The sequence below is a fragment of the Paraburkholderia sp. IMGN_8 genome (assembly GCF_038050405.1).
Classification (GTDB): Bacteria; Pseudomonadota; Gammaproteobacteria; order Burkholderiales; family Burkholderiaceae; genus Paraburkholderia.
Map to the genome: position 1 here is coordinate 930,528 of NZ_CP150900.1, position 14,009 is coordinate 944,536.

The window sequence follows — 14,009 nt, forward strand, 5'->3', positions numbered from 1 at the left end:
AATATGACCGACCACACACGCGAAACCAGCGCACCGCGCAATCCTTACGCCGGTGCCTATCCCGGCAACCTGTTCATGGTGGTCGCGCCTTCGGGCGCGGGCAAGTCGACGCTCGTGAACGCGCTGCTCGCCGGCGACCAGGCGATCCGTCTGTCGATCTCGTACACGACGCGCCCGCCGCGTCCGAAGGAGCAGGATGGCGAGCACTATCACTTCACGACCGTCGACGATTTTCTGACGCGTCATGCCGCCGGCGAGTTTCTGGAAAGCGCGGAAGTGCACGGCAACTACTACGCGACCTCGCGCGTGTGGATCGAAGAGCAGATGAAAAGCGGCCACGACGTGCTGCTCGAAATCGACTGGCAGGGCGCGCAGCAGGTGAAGAAGCAGTTTCACAACGCGGTCGAAATCTTCATCTTGCCGCCGTCGCTCGACGCGCTCGAAGAGCGTTTGAAAAAGCGCGGCCAGGACGAGCCGAATGTGATTACGCGGCGTCTGCTTGCCGCCGGTAGCGAGATGGCGCACGCGGCCGAAGCGGAGTATGTCGTGATCAACGACACCTTCGATCGCGCGCTCGCTGAACTGCGGTGCCTCGTGGCCGCGACGCGTTCGCGCTTCGCCTCGCAATACGCGCGCCACACGCAGCTTTTCGTGCAGCTCGGCATTCACTTGCCGCACGCGTGAGCGCGGCGGTGTACCGAGCACATAAGGTAGAATAAGCAACATACTGAGAAGGAACCCAACATGGCCCGCATTACCGTCGAAGACTGTCTCAAACAGATCCCGAATCGTTTCGAACTCGCGCTTGCCGCAACCTATCGCGCGCGTCAGCTCGCTCAAGGCCACACGCCGAAGATCGAAAGCCGCGACAAGCCCACGGTCGTCGCATTGCGTGAAATCGCAGCTGGCCAGGTCGGCGTCGAAATGCTGAAGAAGGTGCCTGTTTAAGGCGCACTGTTCCGTTTTCGATTGCCATGTAATTGCATCAACGTGCAGACCGGCGTCTAACCCTAACCGCTACGGAGGCGAAAATGAGTGCTACCCCGCCCGCCGCCACGGAAGTGGAACACGACGCCGACTCGCCCTCGTCTGCACGGAAGTACATCGAGGCGGTCCTCGAACAGTCGTTTCGCCATCTGTTCGGTCCGACCGCCACGCCGGAGCAACCGCGCCGGCATGATGTCGTTTCGATCGCCAAGCTGACCTCCGTCCTGTCCGGCTACCTCCAGCCGGAAGAGATCAAAGAGATCAAGGCGGCGTTCCATTTCAGCGACGAAGCCCACCTCGGCCAGTATCGCCAGAGCGGCGAACCCTACATCACGCATCCTGTCGCCGTCGCGGAAATTTGCGCCGGCTGGAATCTCGACGCCCAGGCGATCATGGCGGCGCTGCTGCATGACGTGATGGAAGACCAGGGCGTGACCAAAGCCGAACTCGCCGAGCGATTCGGCGCGAAGGTCGCGGAGCTGGTCGACGGGTTGTCGAAGCTGGACAAGATGGAGTTTCGTAATCGCGAAGAGGCACAGGCGGAAAATTTCCGCAAGATGCTGCTCGCGATGGCGCGCGACGTCCGCGTCATTCTGGTGAAGCTCGCCGACCGGCTGCACAACATGCGCACGCTGGGAGCGGTGCCGCATGAAAAGCGCCGCCGCGTGGCGCGCGAAACGCTGGATATCTACGCGCCGATCGCGCACCGGCTCGGCCTGAACAATACGTATCGCGAGTTGCAGGACCTGAGCTTCGCGAACTTCAACCCGCATCGCTACGCCACGCTTGAAAAAGCGGTGAAGGCGGCGCGCGGCAACCGTCGTGAAGTGGTCGGCAAGATTCTCGAGTCGGTGCAGCGCGCGATTGCCGACGCGAAGCTCGACGCCGAAGTCACCGGCCGTGAGAAAACCATCTTCAGTATCTACAAGAAGATGCGCGACAAGCAGTTGTCGTTCTCGCAGGTGCTCGACGTGTATGGCTTCCGCGTGGTGGTCGAAAGCGCGCTGGAGTGCTACACCTGCATCGGCGCGCTGCATGCGCTCTACAAGCCGGTGCCGGGCAAGTTCAAGGATTACATCGCGATCCCGAAGGTCAACGGCTATCAGTCGCTGCACACCACGCTGGTCGGCCCGTTCGGCGCGCCGATCGAGTTCCAGGTGCGTACGCGCAAGATGCACGAGATTGCCGAAGCGGGTGTGGCCGCGCACTGGCTGTACAAGAATGGCGGCGCGGATCTGAACGATGTGCAGAAGCGCGCGCATCAGTGGCTGAAGTCGCTGCTCGACATTCAGAGCGAAGCGGGCGATTCGAGCGAATTCCTCGAACACGTGAAGATCGATCTGTTCCCGGATGCGGTCTACGTGTTTACGCCTAAGTCGAAGATCATGGCGCTGCCGCGCGGCGCCACCGCACTCGACTTCGCATATTCGATCCACAGCGACCTGGGTAACCAGTGTGTCGCGGTGAAGATCAACAACGAACTGCTGCCGCTGCGCACCGAGCTGAAGAGCGGCGATATCGTCGAAGTGATCACGGCGCCGTATTCGAAGCCGAATCCGGCGTGGCTGGGTTTCGTGCGTACCGGCAAGGCGCGTTCGGCGATCCGCCATTACCTCAAGACGATGCGACTGAACGAGTCCGTGCAGCTCGGCGAGCGCCTGGTCGATCAGGCGCTGAAGGGCTACGGGCTGGCGCTGTCGGACGTGACGCCGGAAGCGTGGGAAAAGCTGGTGCAGTGGACGGGTAACAAGAACCGTCAGGAAATCTTCGCGGATATCGGTCTCGGCCGGCGTGTCGCCGCGGTCATGGCCAAGCGTATCGAAGTGCTGATGAGCGGCCGCGACGCCGACGACGACGGCTCGCGCGACGGCACAGCATCACATGCGCCGCCGGTCGTCATCACCGGCACCGAAGGGATGTCCGTACAGTTGTCCGCTTGCTGCCGTCCTATTCCGGGCGACGACATCATGGGCTACATCGGCATCGGCCTCGGCATGGCGATCCACACCACCGACTGCCGCGTCGCGCAACGGATTCACCGGCGCGATCCGGGCCGCTGGATCGACGTCGCCTGGGCGCCGCAGCCTGGGCGTCTCTTCGACGTCGCCGTCAAGGTGCTCGTCAAGAATACCAAGGGCGTGTTTGCCCGCGTTGCAGCCGACATCACGTCGGCGGATGCGAACATCGTCCACATCGCGATGGACGAAGACCTGTCGCAGGAATCGACGGTGCTGCGCTTCGTGATTCAGGTCAGCGATCGCGTCCATCTCGCGAACGTGATGCGCCGTGTGCGGACCAATCCGGACGTGATGCGCATCGCCCGCGAACGGCCGAGCGAGGAAGGGCATCACCGTCACGACGGCGGCATGCGGATCGATCGCGAGCGGGCGGACTACTAATCTGACGGCTGCGCCAGGCTGCCTCGAGGTGCTTCAGGTTGTTTCAGGCGGCCCGGTTCGAATCTGAACGCCCGGGGCACTCGCGAGTCTCACCTGAACTTCAGGGAGAACGCATATGCACGTAGCCGACCTCACCGGCGTGGCGCTCGACTATTGGGTCGCCCGCAGCCTGCACGACTTCGTGCGCGAAATCCACTTTACCGACAGCGGCGAAACCGTCTCGATCCGCGGCAACGACCGCGGCCGGCCATGGGACGGCCGCTTTACGCCCTCGACGTCATGGGAAGCGGCAGCAGCGGTGCTGGAGCGCGCGCAGCGGCTGGAGGTGCGCGAGCGGCCCGATCACGGCCCGGCGCATTGCGTCGCTGAATTCGAAGGCGGAGATCGGACGGTGGAGGGGCGAGGGGAATCGCTGCGGGTCGCGCTGCTGCGGGCGTTTGTCGAAAGCCGGTTCGGCGACCGCGTCGACGACGTGATGCATCAGGCGCAGGCGCTGTTTGGCACGAGGGCGGAGCCGATCGATGAGCAAAGTGCCGGGGCGTCATTCGAGGACATACCGAGGCCCGATGCGCAGATAGGCGATATCAAATCGGCGCCGCGATAGGCATGGCTGCGGCGTTGACGTGGCATTCGGGCGGATGCGGTCTGACAAAAACCGGCCTGAAAAAACAAAGGGCCTTCCGATCGGAAGGCCCTTCATAGGTGGTGCGGCTGGCAGGATTCGAACCCACGACCCCTTGGTTCGTAGCCAAGTACTCTATCCAACTGAGCTACAGCCGCACGCTAAAAACGGTAAATCGCGCTTTACTACGATGAAACTGGGGTGAAACGAAAGGGCCTCCCCAGAGGGAGGCCCTCAAATAAGTGGTGCGGCTGGCAGGATTCGAACCCACGACCCCTTGGTTCGTAGCCAAGTACTCTATCCAACTGAGCTACAGCCGCACGCAGAAACGAGATTATAGCAAAGCTTTTAAAAAAGGGAAGCGTGTAACTGCGATTTGTCTCATTGCCCTGATCGTGTACCCTTGATATGCAGTCGTTTGCTGCAGTTAACGGACCATCATGAACAAGGCCTTTGTCAAAGAGTCGAGTGAAGAGAATGACGACGACCTCGACGTCACGCAACCCGAGATTCCCGCGGGTGCAAAAAACTACGTCACGCCCGCCGGTTACCGGCGCATGCGCGATGAACTACTGCATCTGATCGACAATGAGCGGCCGGAGGTGGTCAAACTGGTGTCGTGGGCGGCGTCGAACGGCGACCGCTCCGAAAACGGCGACTATATCTACGGCAAGCGCCGTCTGCGCGAAATAGACCGGCGGATTCGCTTTCTGACCAAGCGCCTCGACCTTGCGGAAGTGGTCGATAGCAGCAAACAGGAAAACGTCGATCAGGTTTTCTTCGGCGCAACCGTCGAATACGCAACGGAAGACGGCGAGGTGCATGCCGTTACGATCGTCGGCGTCGACGAGGTCGATCTGGATATCGGTCACGTGAGCTGGATCTCGCCGATCGCGCGTGCGTTGCTCAAGGCGAAGATCGGCGATACGGTCACGCTGCACACGCCGGCTGGCCCGCAGCCCATCGACGTCCTGGATGTCAAGTATCCGCAACCTGATACCGGCGGCTAGGCCGGCCACCAGGGCGTCAAGTGGGCGTCAAATTGGCGGGCGAGGGCGTGCGGTTCAGTTCGTTTCGATGCAATTACCGGCGCCCGGCTCGGCGCAGTTGCGTATGCCGCTTCCGAGCAGTGCGCGAACCTTATCCAGTGTGCCGCTGCGTTTCCATTGCAGATATCTGGCGTAGCAGGTCTGCTGCGGCGGAAAATGCGCGGGCAGATACATCCAGCGCTCGCCCGTGCGTTCGATCCACAGGATCGCCTCGAGCACGGCGCGCGAATCGGCAGTCGGTCGGCCAATGATTTTTTTGGCGCCTGCCGTTGGAAACAGATGACTGACGCGTTCCCATTCGGCGTCTGACAGCCGGTCCATTGTCTTTCTCCTCTTCAAAAGCCAGTGTTCTTCAGCATAAAAAAAGGCGCCGCGAACGGCGCCTTTCCATGCTGCGGGTATTGCCAGCCGCTTTAGAAGCGGTGACGCAGACCTGCGGTAACAGCGACCTGGCTGTTCGTCGACGACGCAGCGCCCAAGCCGTTGATGTTCGCAACCAGGCCCGAACCTTCGTTCACGCGCTGGTACACACCTTGCAGGTACACGTCCGTACGCTTCGACAGCGCGTAGTCCGTTTGCAGGTTGAACTGGTTGTAGTTCGGACGCACGCCATTGAGGCTTGCGCGCGTGTAGGTGTACGAACCTGCGAGGCTCAGTGCCGGCGTGAGGGCGTAGCGGCCGTTCACTTCGAAGTTCTGGAAGTGGGCGCTGTTGCTCGGCAGCGCGACGCCATTGGAGAAGCCTGATGCAGCTGCGCTGAGGCCTGTCAGGCCCGTCAGGTTGGTTTGGGTGTAGAGGAGGCCAGCCGTTGCGGGGCCGAACGTGTAGTTCGCGCCTACCCCCCAGGTTTGCTGACGCTTTGCTCCGAACGTGAAGTCGTCCGACACTGCGCCGCCGGAATTCGCCGTGCCGCTGCCGTTCAACTGCATGAACGCAGCTGCGACGTTCAGGCCGCCCCAGTTATACGTTCCACCAACGCTGTATGCGCGGTTGTTCGCAAATCCGCCGGCCTGGTTCGAGAAGCCGTACATGGCGCCGCCCTTGAAGCCGCCGTAGTTCGCGCTGGTGTACTTGATCGAGTTGTTGACGCGGAACGAGTTGTTCAGGTTGTCGTTATCGAACGGATGGGCGAACTGCGTGCCGCCGTATTGCGTGCCCGTCAAGGAGAGCGGGCCGACGAAGTCCACCATGCTGTCGTATTGACGGCCGAGGGTCACGGCGCCGAACTGGTCGCTCGACAGGCCGACGAACGCTTGACGGCCGAATTCACGGCCACCTTGCTTCAGCGTGCCGTTGTTGATGCCGAAGCCGTTTTCCAATGTGAAGATGGCCTTCAGACCGCCGCCCAGATCTTCTGCGCCGCGCAGGCCCCAACGGCTGCCGTTCACCGAGCCGCTCGTTTCTTGCCAGTTGCTGTGGCCGTGCTGGTTATTCGTATAGGTGATGCCGGCATCGATCAAGCCGTACAGCGTGACGCTGCTTTGCGCGTGCGCCGCCGTTGCAAAAACGCCCGTGAGGGCCGCGACCATGAGTGTCTTTTTCATCTTTGTAACTCCGAGAGAGCAAGAGTGGGTTTTACAACCCAGGCTTTAAGGAGACCTTTCACGCGGGCGCTGCGAGAGGCGAAATCCGCGTGAGAAGCGCGCTGTGATCCAAGCGCACCGGTTTCCGGTTAGGCAGAGTGTAGAGAGGCGCTTGGAAAGTGGGCGTTCCGAATTGCGCAATAAAGTATTACGCGATCAGAAACGATGGGCGGGTGACGTTCAAGCCTTGCTGCTAAAGGCTTGCGGCGTTTTTGAGGGGATATGAAAGACGTGTCAACCGAATGGCGTTGCTCATTTGCGACAGTAATCGACGTAAAAAACAACGCGATAAATCTTAAAAACAGATTGTTGTCGCTATCGCAATAGATGATTGTTGATTGTGCGAATAATCGATAGTGACGGAGCGGCTATACTGAAACCTCTGCTTTCCGAAGCAGACTTTTTCGTTGACGAAAAAGATCTCCAAACCTTTGTCGGCGCGACCTTCCAGTCGCGCTTTTTTTTTGCCTGTCGTTCCGGGACCCTAGCGGGCCGGCGCCGCCGCGTTCGCTGTTGCCCACTCAGGCTCAATCGAGACGCTCCAATCTTCCATTACATAGTGACGCGCGTCCATTGGGGAAGACAGCAGGTTCTGCCAGTGATCGCCGTGCCACATGGGATCGGGATCGAACTCGAAGGTGGCGGCCGATTCGGCGACCGGCTGGTGATCGGTAACAGTCTGTGTGTGCGATTGGGTGAGCCAGGCGATGAAACGGCGGAATTCGTTGAACAGCATGGCAATCTCCTGATACGCGCTACTACTCACTACCGCTTTTCATCTTGCTGTGAACTATCTGACTTAACAACTCGGACAAACACTTACGAAAAACATGTTTTGTTACATATTTTAGACTTCAATGCTGAAATTTTTCCCGATATTGGTCGTGCCGCGAATTCAATGAGTAATAATGACGCGTAACCCATTCAGTAGTTACTGAAAATATCCTTCGTATTTTTCCGATTCATTTGGCATTGATTTATCGCGCGACGTGCTAAGCGCATATGAAAAATTCGCTTGACGGCCACTCTTCGTTCCCCGTATAACGGCAATTCTGAATTTCAATTGCCAGGTCTGATGGCCAGGAAGCCGTCAGCGATATCCAGTAATGGATTGAATGGCAAAAGGTTCGGTTTGAGGGCTATGCCCGCTTTTATAAAATATCGAGGGAAACTGGAACATGGAAACTGGTATCGTCAAATGGTTCAACGATGCTAAGGGTTTTGGCTTCATCACGTCGGATTCGGGCGGCGAAGATCTGTTCGCACACTTTTCGGAAATTCGCAGCGAAGGTTTCAAGTCGCTGAAGGAAAATCAGCGCGTGTCCTTCGACGTGAAGACGGGCCCGAAAGGCAAGCAAGCGGCTAACATTCAGCCGCTGTAAGTCGCGCCGCGCTGACCGGCGTCTGCCGCCGCGCAGCCAGTTCGTCGAAGAGCCCTCGCATTGGCGAGGGCTTTTTAATTGATGACACGCTATTTTTTGTAGCGCGACTTACGCCATTAACTATCCGGTTCGAACGGGCCGCGCAAAAGATAGGGAAAGCATGAAAACACGCCGAGTGTTTTAAATAACCGCCATAAAGCCATAATAATTCGACGGTTGGTTTGCGGATCGAGGCCCAGCAGCAAAGCCGTCTTTGCACGGCATGGCCGCTATGAGAATGCGATGCTGTCCGGGTGCGGAGCGGCCAACTGGTGCATACTTGCCGCAAAGCCACGCATCCAAAGTATCCCTTTCCATGTCTGAACAGTTTTTGCCGGAACCGGCTCTCGATGTGCCGATCGTCTTCGTCGACCTTGAAACCACGGGCGGCACGACCAGCGAGCATCGCATCACCGAAGTCGGCGTAGTCGAAGTAGGGTCGGCCGGCGTGTCGCGCTGGAGCAGTCTGGTCGATCCTCAGCAACCGATTCCGTCCTTCATTCAGCAGCTCACCGGCATCACCAATGCGATGGTGCACGGCGCGCCGACGTTCGACGCTATCGCGCCGGCCCTTTTTGAGCGCCTGAGCGGCAAATTGTTCGTGGCGCACAACGCAAGTTTCGATCGCGGTTTTCTGCGCAGCGAGTTTCGCCGGGTTGGGCTTGCATTCGATCCGGACGTGCTGTGTACCGTGCGTTTGTCGCGCGCGTTGTTTCCTGCGGAAAAGCGCCATGGGCTCGACGCGCTGGTCGAACGTCACGCGCTGGTGCCGTCCGATCGCCACCGCGCGCTCGCTGATGCCGATCTGATCTGGCAGTTCTGGCAGCGTCTGCATGGCCTCGTGCCACTCGACGTATTGCGGGCGCAGATCGAGCGCACCACGCGGCGCTACCGGCTCGCCGGCGACATCACTGAAGATTTGCTCGATACCGCGCCGGCCGGATGCGGTGTTTATGCATTCTATGGAGAAGAGGACCTGCCACTGTATGTCGGGCGCAGCGTGCGTGTCCGTCAGAGGTTGCGCTCGCATTTGACCGGCGAGCGGCGTTCGTCGAAGGATGTGCGGCTCGCGCAGCAGGTGCGGCGGGTTGAGTGGCGCGCAACGGGCGGCGAATTGGGCGCCTTGCTCACGGAGGCTCAATGGATCGCGGCGCTCCGTCCAGGGCACAACCGCGTGCCGCGTATCGCGAAGAGCGATCCGGCGGACGCGCCTTGGCCTTTCGACGGCCCGATTGTTTTCGAGGAGCGTGAAGAGGCTTCGCACGCCCGAACCTTTCACGTTGTCGATAGATGGCGCTACATCGGCCATGCGCCGTCGCTCGCACAGGCGGCGACGCTGCATGCGTCCAGTGGCGCCGGGCCGTTCGAACTGTCGACCTATCGCATTCTGCAAACTCATCTTGCGCGCGGCTTGCGTGTGATGCCGTTGAGTATCCCGGCCGGCGCAGCAGCGCCGCTGGGCGCGCCGAGCCTCGCTTAACCGGTAGCTTGACGCGGGTTCTGCCGCACGTTTGACCGTGCGGCAAACCGATTAGCCGGTCGCGCCGACCCCTCCGGTTTCGCAAACATGGCCAAGTGCGCGCGTCAGTGCGCTCGAGCGGGTCGAGTCGTAACGGGTCAACGATTTCCAGTTAGCAAGCGATTGCGCCACGCGTGACGGACAATCCGGCGCCGCGCGCAGCGGTTGTACGCGCGCGAGCCCAGCCACCAGCGACTGCGTCAGCCGGTCCAGTTGCGGCCTCGTGCTGCTCGCGAGGTCGGGCGCCGGCCCTTCCGGCGGCCGCGTGCTGCGCCAGCTGTCAAACAGCGCGTTCTGCACGTCCTTGCTCGCGTCGATCTGATCCTGGAAGAAGGCATGAGCAAACGCCGGATCGACGTTCGCCGCAACGGCGCGCTTCTCGACGTCGGCGAGCAACGCGTTTTCGCGCGGCGTATCGGTGATCGCCTGATGGTTCGCCCACTTCCAGCGCGCAACGGGTTCTGCCAGCGCCAGACGTTGCGAAGCCAGCGCGATCAGATTGGTGAGCGCGGTGTCGTCGCCGTCCGCGACGGCGGGGGCAGGCGCGAGCGCAAGCGCGGTGAATAACGCGAGCGCGCATGACGTGCCAAAGCGATGCGAACGATTCATGGAAAGCAGGATTGGCCGAACAGCCGCGGAAGAAAAAACAGAAGAATAGACGATGCGTCAATCAAGCGGCGTGTTGACCGCTCAAAAACAAGTGCCTGAAATATTCAAGCGGACATCTGTTTAGAAGATGTGCATGAACTGACACTGGGCCGCACGGCCCAGCGCCGCGATCAAACAGCCGTAGTCACCGCCCCGAAGCGGATGCAAAACGATTGTCCAGACGCGCGCAAACCCTCGCCGCGCGCCGGCCGCGCGGACGCCGATGCTGCATCGCGCCACCGCATGATTACTTCGAGTCGCACGACTTGCGTTGTTCGTCGAAAAAGGCGCGAACGTGCTCAGGCAGTTCTGCACCCAGGAACTCGACGCCAGCGGGTTCCGGATCCGGGCTAAAAACTTTATCCGGGGTCGGAATCTTCGGTGGTTTGGCATCCATGATCTCTCTCCTTTACAAACCGATTATCTGCCTCGGTCCCCGTTTTGCACCAGTATCTGATGCGGCTCGCATGACGTTTGTTGCTTTAACGGCACACGCCAACCTGGGCGCGGAATGTTTGAATAGAATTTATCGGTTGGCTGCGCATCTTCCAGCTCTTGATGCTGCCAATCCAACAAGTTCGTTATTCCTTGCTACACCCTTCCCAGCCTTGCCCCGCGTGCCTTCAACGGATTAACTTTCGTACGTCCGTGCGTCAATCGTTCATATGTGCTGACATGAACAAAACAACTCATTTTTTGTGCGCTGCCGCATCGGCAGGATTTTCTTGCGGTGAGTCCGAGCGGTCGTTAATTACCGATCCGTTCAATCAGCCCCTAATCTTTTTGTTAACGAACGATTCAGCTCGTTCGTTGACGAGCGAGAATACTTTTTAAGTCATTCTCCGCAAATAAATACGCGCCACGTCCCCGGCGGAACGCAACGCGGTGAGTGGCGCTCGCAATGGGCGAACTCTTATGCGCGAGGGGCGGGAATCTTCACCGGCGCGGAGTAGGCCGCCGATTTGTCGCTGACTTCGACTTGGCCGTGAATTCGCGCCTGGTGGCCGTCGGCGAACATGTAATACGGGAAGGGGCGGGCCGGTTCCGATACCGCGTCGAGCCGGGCGATCAGTTCCGGCGCGAGCGTGAAGTCGAGCGAGCCGAGCGACTCCTGCAATTGCTCCGGCTTGGTCGCGCCGACGATGATGCTCGACACGCCGCGCTTCTGATGCAGCCAGTTGAGCGCGACCTGTGCCATCGGCCTGCCTGCCAGGTTCGCGACGGCCTCCAGTTCCGCGACGATCTGAAAGTTGCGCTCGGTCAGTTTGTCGAAGCCCGGCGGCGGCGCGCTTGCCACGCTCGCCAGCCGTCCACTGCCTGAGACGCTGGCAGAAGCGCCGCTTTGTGAAGGCCGATATTTCCCTGACAGCACACCCATGCCGAGCGGACTCCACGGCACGAGCCCCATACCCAGATTGGCGGCGAGATCGGCGAACTCGTTTTCCGCGTTACGCTCGATCATCGAGTATTCGAGCTGCATCGCCGCGACCGGCTCGAAGCCGCGCCAGTCGGCGAGGGTCTGCGCGCGCCCGGCGAACCACGCTGGCGTATCCGACAGACCGACATAGCGGATCTTGCCGGCGCGCACTGCGTCGTCCATGGCGCGCATCACTTCGTCTACCGGCGTCACGCGGTCCCACGTGTGCAGATAGTACAAGTCGATGTAGTCGGTACCGAGACGCTTGAGCGAGCCGTCGAGCGCGCGCAGCAGATTCTTGCGGTGGTTGCCGCCCGCGTTCGGATTGCCGGTCTCGGCGTTGTAGCCGTATTTGGTCGCGATCACCAAACGGTCGCGCAGGCCGCGCGCCGCAACGAATTTGCCTAGCCATTTTTCGCTGGTGCCTTCGGTGTACAGGTCGGCGGTATCGACAAAGTTGCCGCCGGCATCCAGGTACAGATCGAAGAGACGTTGAGCCGATTTTTCCTCGGCACCCCAGCCCCATTCGGTGCCGAAGGTCATCGTGCCGAGTGCGATCGGGCTCACGCGCAGACCCGAGCGGCCGAGCAGGTTATAGCGGTTCATCGTCATGTCAGTCTCCTTGAACAGTGACGCGAAACGAATCGCGTCGATGTGGCTATCGTGCGCCGATTCGTTTCGTGAAAAAATGCCGCTTGTCTGCAAAAATTATGAAGCTGGACTTAATAATAGGAGGTGCGATGGATCCTGCTCAGTTGCCGGCGCTGATGGCGTTCGCCTCTGTGGCGCGTCACGGCAGCTTTACGCATGCGGCCGGCGAAACCGGTGTGACGGCGTCCGCGCTGTCGCAAACCATCCGCGCGCTCGAGACGCAGCTGAACGTGCGTCTGTTCAACCGGACCACCCGGCGTGTGGCGCTGACCGAGGCCGGCGCGCAGTTCCTCGCGGACGTGGAACCTGCGCTGGCCGCGCTTGAGGCCGCTTTCGAAGCGCTCGACGAAACCCGTGACCAGCCCGCCGGAACGCTGCGCATCAATCTGCCGAGGGTCGCGAGCGAGTTGCTGGTGCTGCCGCATCTGGCTGAATTCACACGCCGCTATCCGCAGATCCGCCTGGACATGACGCTCGACGACGGGTTTGCCGACGTGGTCGGCGAAGGCTTCGACGCGGGCATCCGGCTCGGCGAGCGGGTGGCGCAAGACATGGTGGCGGTGTCGCTGGGCGGCGAGATTCGCATTGTCGTGGCAGGCTCGCCGGCTTATTTCGAACGCTACACGCCGCCCGCAACGCCCGCCGATCTCGCCGCTCACGATTGCCTGCGCTATCGCTTCTCGACCAGTGGCGGTATCTATCGATGGGAGTTTGCGCCGCCTGACGACCCGGCGCGCGTGTTCGAAGTCGAGACGCACGGCAGTTTCGTGACGAACGATCTGCGCACGATGGTGCAAGCGGCGGAGCAGGGCGTCGGTCTGCTGCACGTGATCGACGATTACATACGCGAGCAACTCGAAGACGGCCGGCTCGTGCGCGTGCTGGGTGGGTGGTGTCCGAGCTTTCCGGGGTTCTATCTGTACACGGCGAGCCGCGCGCAGATGCCGCTCAAGCTGCGCGCGCTAATCGATTTCCTGAAGGAAAAACGCGGCGCCGGCTGAGCACGCACTTCCTTCAGGCCAGTAACCGCTGCTGCAGATACGCGGCAGCGCGGCTGCCGACGCACGATGATCTCATTTTGCAACATAGGTAGATGACCGCCTGGTAAGCGCAGACGACCCGGTCCATTATTGGGACATCTATCCGTGGCCTAGAGTGCGGTGGATAACGGACGCCCAGGAACCAGCACGGAAGATGGCTATCTTTGCCCTTCGGAGGGTTCATCATGGAAAACGCGGTCTACTGGAATGGACGCCAGGTCGGAATCGAGTGCGCCGGCCGGATCTTATGGTTTTCGTCGGCGCCGAAGGAGGCGATCGCTGCGTACGGCACTCAGCAGACCACGAAAGACAAAGCCATCACCGAAGATGTCGTCGTGGCTCGCAACCTAGTCGTGATCGCCCGATGCGACAGGCTGGGTTTTTGAATCCATGATTGACTGGTGCGTTGCCTTTCTTTGAGAAAGTCTGCGCCAGGCACTGAAGCAACGCTGATTGATTGAACCTGATTGCGAAGCGGTCTCGCGTTCTGCAGAAAGCAAAAAGCCCAGTCGCGATGACTGGGCTTTTTGCTTGAATCTTGATGGTGCCGGAAAGAGGAATCGAACCCCCGACCTTCGCATTACGAATGCGCTGCTCTACCGTCTGAGCTATTCCGGCATCAGGAGAACCGAGATTATAGGGACTTCTTTACGAGCTTGGCAAGCCCCTATGC

At 60.3% G+C, this 14,009-nt stretch carries 15 protein-coding genes and 3 tRNA genes; 9 read left to right on the forward strand and 9 right to left on the reverse strand.

The features are described 5' to 3' along the window. Positions 1 to 3 precede the first annotated feature (3 nt). The 4 genes from gmk (at position 4) to WN982_RS04520 (ending at position 3,990) form a co-directional block, all read left to right on the forward strand. Positions 4 to 684: a guanylate kinase gene (gene gmk, locus WN982_RS04505; RefSeq protein ID WP_341314580.1), complete on the forward strand. Its 681-nt coding sequence runs from the start codon at positions 4 to 6 to the stop codon at positions 682 to 684. Between the two features lie 60 nt (positions 685 to 744). After that, positions 745 to 948, forward strand: a complete 204-nt coding sequence (gene rpoZ / locus WN982_RS04510; protein ID WP_006025620.1) for a DNA-directed RNA polymerase subunit omega — start codon at positions 745 to 747, stop codon at positions 946 to 948. Between the two features lie 83 nt (positions 949 to 1,031). Then, positions 1,032 to 3,386: a bifunctional (p)ppGpp synthetase/guanosine-3',5'-bis(diphosphate) 3'-pyrophosphohydrolase gene (locus tag WN982_RS04515; protein ID WP_341314581.1), complete on the forward strand. Its 2,355-nt coding sequence runs from the start codon at positions 1,032 to 1,034 to the stop codon at positions 3,384 to 3,386. 115 nt (positions 3,387 to 3,501) lie between these two features. After that, positions 3,502 to 3,990, forward strand: a complete 489-nt coding sequence (locus tag WN982_RS04520; protein WP_341314582.1) for a phage protein NinX family protein — start codon at positions 3,502 to 3,504, stop codon at positions 3,988 to 3,990. A 99-nt stretch (positions 3,991 to 4,089) separates the two neighbouring features. Here the strand turns inward: WN982_RS04520 and WN982_RS04525 are convergent. Both WN982_RS04525 and WN982_RS04530 read right to left on the reverse strand, forming a co-directional pair. Beyond that, positions 4,090 to 4,166 (reverse strand) — tRNA-Arg (locus tag WN982_RS04525). Between the two features lie 85 nt (positions 4,167 to 4,251). After that, positions 4,252 to 4,328: transfer RNA gene (locus tag WN982_RS04530), tRNA-Arg, on the reverse strand. Between the two features lie 120 nt (positions 4,329 to 4,448). Here WN982_RS04530 and greB point away from each other — a divergent pair. Then, on the forward strand, positions 4,449 to 5,018 hold the full coding sequence (gene greB / locus WN982_RS04535; protein ID WP_341314583.1) for a transcription elongation factor GreB: 570 nt from the start codon (positions 4,449 to 4,451) through the stop codon (positions 5,016 to 5,018). Positions 5,019 to 5,072: 54 nt separating this feature from the next. Here greB and WN982_RS04540 read toward each other — a convergent pair whose 3' ends face one another. The 3 genes from WN982_RS04540 to WN982_RS04550 all read right to left on the reverse strand — a co-directional run bounded on the left by WN982_RS04540 (position 5,073) and on the right by WN982_RS04550 (position 7,376). Beyond that, complete coding sequence (locus WN982_RS04540; RefSeq protein WP_341314584.1) at positions 5,073 to 5,378, reverse strand: transposase; 306 nt, start codon at positions 5,376 to 5,378, stop codon at positions 5,073 to 5,075. 92 nt (positions 5,379 to 5,470) lie between these two features. Next, positions 5,471 to 6,601 carry a porin gene (locus WN982_RS04545; RefSeq protein ID WP_341314585.1) on the reverse strand — a complete coding sequence of 377 codons (1,131 nt, stop codon included), beginning with the start codon at positions 6,599 to 6,601 and terminating at the stop codon, positions 5,471 to 5,473. 523 nt (positions 6,602 to 7,124) lie between these two features. Next, positions 7,125 to 7,376, reverse strand: a complete 252-nt coding sequence (locus tag WN982_RS04550) for a hypothetical protein (RefSeq protein ID WP_341314586.1) — start codon at positions 7,374 to 7,376, stop codon at positions 7,125 to 7,127. Positions 7,377 to 7,818: 442 nt separating this feature from the next. Here WN982_RS04550 and WN982_RS04555 point away from each other — a divergent pair, with 442 nt between their 5' ends. Beyond that, a complete protein-coding gene (locus WN982_RS04555; protein WP_280996009.1) occupies positions 7,819 to 8,022 on the forward strand; it encodes a cold-shock protein in 204 nt (67 codons plus the stop codon). 355 nt (positions 8,023 to 8,377) lie between these two features. Further along, positions 8,378 to 9,541: an exonuclease domain-containing protein gene (locus tag WN982_RS04560; protein WP_341314587.1), complete on the forward strand. Its 1,164-nt coding sequence runs from the start codon at positions 8,378 to 8,380 to the stop codon at positions 9,539 to 9,541. Positions 9,542 to 9,592: 51 nt separating this feature from the next. Here the strand turns inward: WN982_RS04560 and WN982_RS04565 are convergent, their stop codons facing one another. The 3 genes from WN982_RS04565 to WN982_RS04575 all read right to left on the reverse strand — a co-directional run bounded on the left by WN982_RS04565 (position 9,593) and on the right by WN982_RS04575 (position 12,257). Next, a complete protein-coding gene (locus tag WN982_RS04565; RefSeq protein WP_341314588.1) occupies positions 9,593 to 10,189 on the reverse strand; it encodes a chorismate mutase in 597 nt (198 codons plus the stop codon). 286 nt (positions 10,190 to 10,475) lie between these two features. Beyond that, positions 10,476 to 10,625 (reverse strand): hypothetical protein, encoded by a 150-nt coding sequence (locus WN982_RS04570; protein WP_028200145.1) that lies wholly within the window; start codon positions 10,623 to 10,625, stop codon positions 10,476 to 10,478. A 516-nt stretch (positions 10,626 to 11,141) separates the two neighbouring features. Continuing rightward, positions 11,142 to 12,257 carry an aldo/keto reductase gene (locus WN982_RS04575; protein ID WP_341314589.1) on the reverse strand — a complete coding sequence of 372 codons (1,116 nt, stop codon included), beginning with the start codon at positions 12,255 to 12,257 and terminating at the stop codon, positions 11,142 to 11,144. Positions 12,258 to 12,385: 128 nt separating this feature from the next. Here WN982_RS04575 and WN982_RS04580 point away from each other — a divergent pair, with 128 nt between their 5' ends. Next, the gene (locus tag WN982_RS04580; RefSeq protein ID WP_341314590.1) at positions 12,386 to 13,297 is read left to right on the forward strand and encodes a LysR family transcriptional regulator; all 912 of its coding nucleotides are present in this window, start codon (positions 12,386 to 12,388) and stop codon (positions 13,295 to 13,297) included. Between the two features lie 224 nt (positions 13,298 to 13,521). Further along, on the forward strand, positions 13,522 to 13,722 hold the full coding sequence (locus tag WN982_RS04585) for a hypothetical protein (RefSeq protein WP_341314591.1): 201 nt from the start codon (positions 13,522 to 13,524) through the stop codon (positions 13,720 to 13,722). 156 nt (positions 13,723 to 13,878) lie between these two features. Here the strand turns inward: WN982_RS04585 and WN982_RS04590 are convergent. Next, positions 13,879 to 13,954 (reverse strand) — tRNA-Thr (locus tag WN982_RS04590). Between the last annotated feature and the right edge of the window lie 55 nt (positions 13,955 to 14,009).

Coding starts and splice junctions, on each gene's coding strand:
- gmk (WP_341314580.1), top strand. CDS start 4: ATGACCGACCACACACGCGAAACCAGCGCACCGCGCAATCCTTACGCC.
- rpoZ (WP_006025620.1), top strand. CDS start 745: ATGGCCCGCATTACCGTCGAAGACTGTCTCAAACAGATCCCGAATCGT.
- WN982_RS04515 (WP_341314581.1), top strand. CDS start 1,032: ATGAGTGCTACCCCGCCCGCCGCCACGGAAGTGGAACACGACGCCGAC.
- WN982_RS04520 (WP_341314582.1), top strand. CDS start 3,502: ATGCACGTAGCCGACCTCACCGGCGTGGCGCTCGACTATTGGGTCGCC.
- greB (WP_341314583.1), top strand. CDS start 4,449: ATGAACAAGGCCTTTGTCAAAGAGTCGAGTGAAGAGAATGACGACGAC.
- WN982_RS04540 (WP_341314584.1), bottom strand. CDS start 5,378: ATGGACCGGCTGTCAGACGCCGAATGGGAACGCGTCAGTCATCTGTTT.
- WN982_RS04545 (WP_341314585.1), bottom strand. CDS start 6,601: ATGAAAAAGACACTCATGGTCGCGGCCCTCACGGGCGTTTTTGCAACG.
- WN982_RS04550 (WP_341314586.1), bottom strand. CDS start 7,376: ATGCTGTTCAACGAATTCCGCCGTTTCATCGCCTGGCTCACCCAATCG.
- WN982_RS04555 (WP_280996009.1), top strand. CDS start 7,819: ATGGAAACTGGTATCGTCAAATGGTTCAACGATGCTAAGGGTTTTGGC.
- WN982_RS04560 (WP_341314587.1), top strand. CDS start 8,378: ATGTCTGAACAGTTTTTGCCGGAACCGGCTCTCGATGTGCCGATCGTC.
- WN982_RS04565 (WP_341314588.1), bottom strand. CDS start 10,189: ATGAATCGTTCGCATCGCTTTGGCACGTCATGCGCGCTCGCGTTATTC.
- WN982_RS04570 (WP_028200145.1), bottom strand. CDS start 10,625: ATGGATGCCAAACCACCGAAGATTCCGACCCCGGATAAAGTTTTTAGC.
- WN982_RS04575 (WP_341314589.1), bottom strand. CDS start 12,257: ATGACGATGAACCGCTATAACCTGCTCGGCCGCTCGGGTCTGCGCGTG.
- WN982_RS04580 (WP_341314590.1), top strand. CDS start 12,386: ATGGATCCTGCTCAGTTGCCGGCGCTGATGGCGTTCGCCTCTGTGGCG.
- WN982_RS04585 (WP_341314591.1), top strand. CDS start 13,522: ATGGAAAACGCGGTCTACTGGAATGGACGCCAGGTCGGAATCGAGTGC.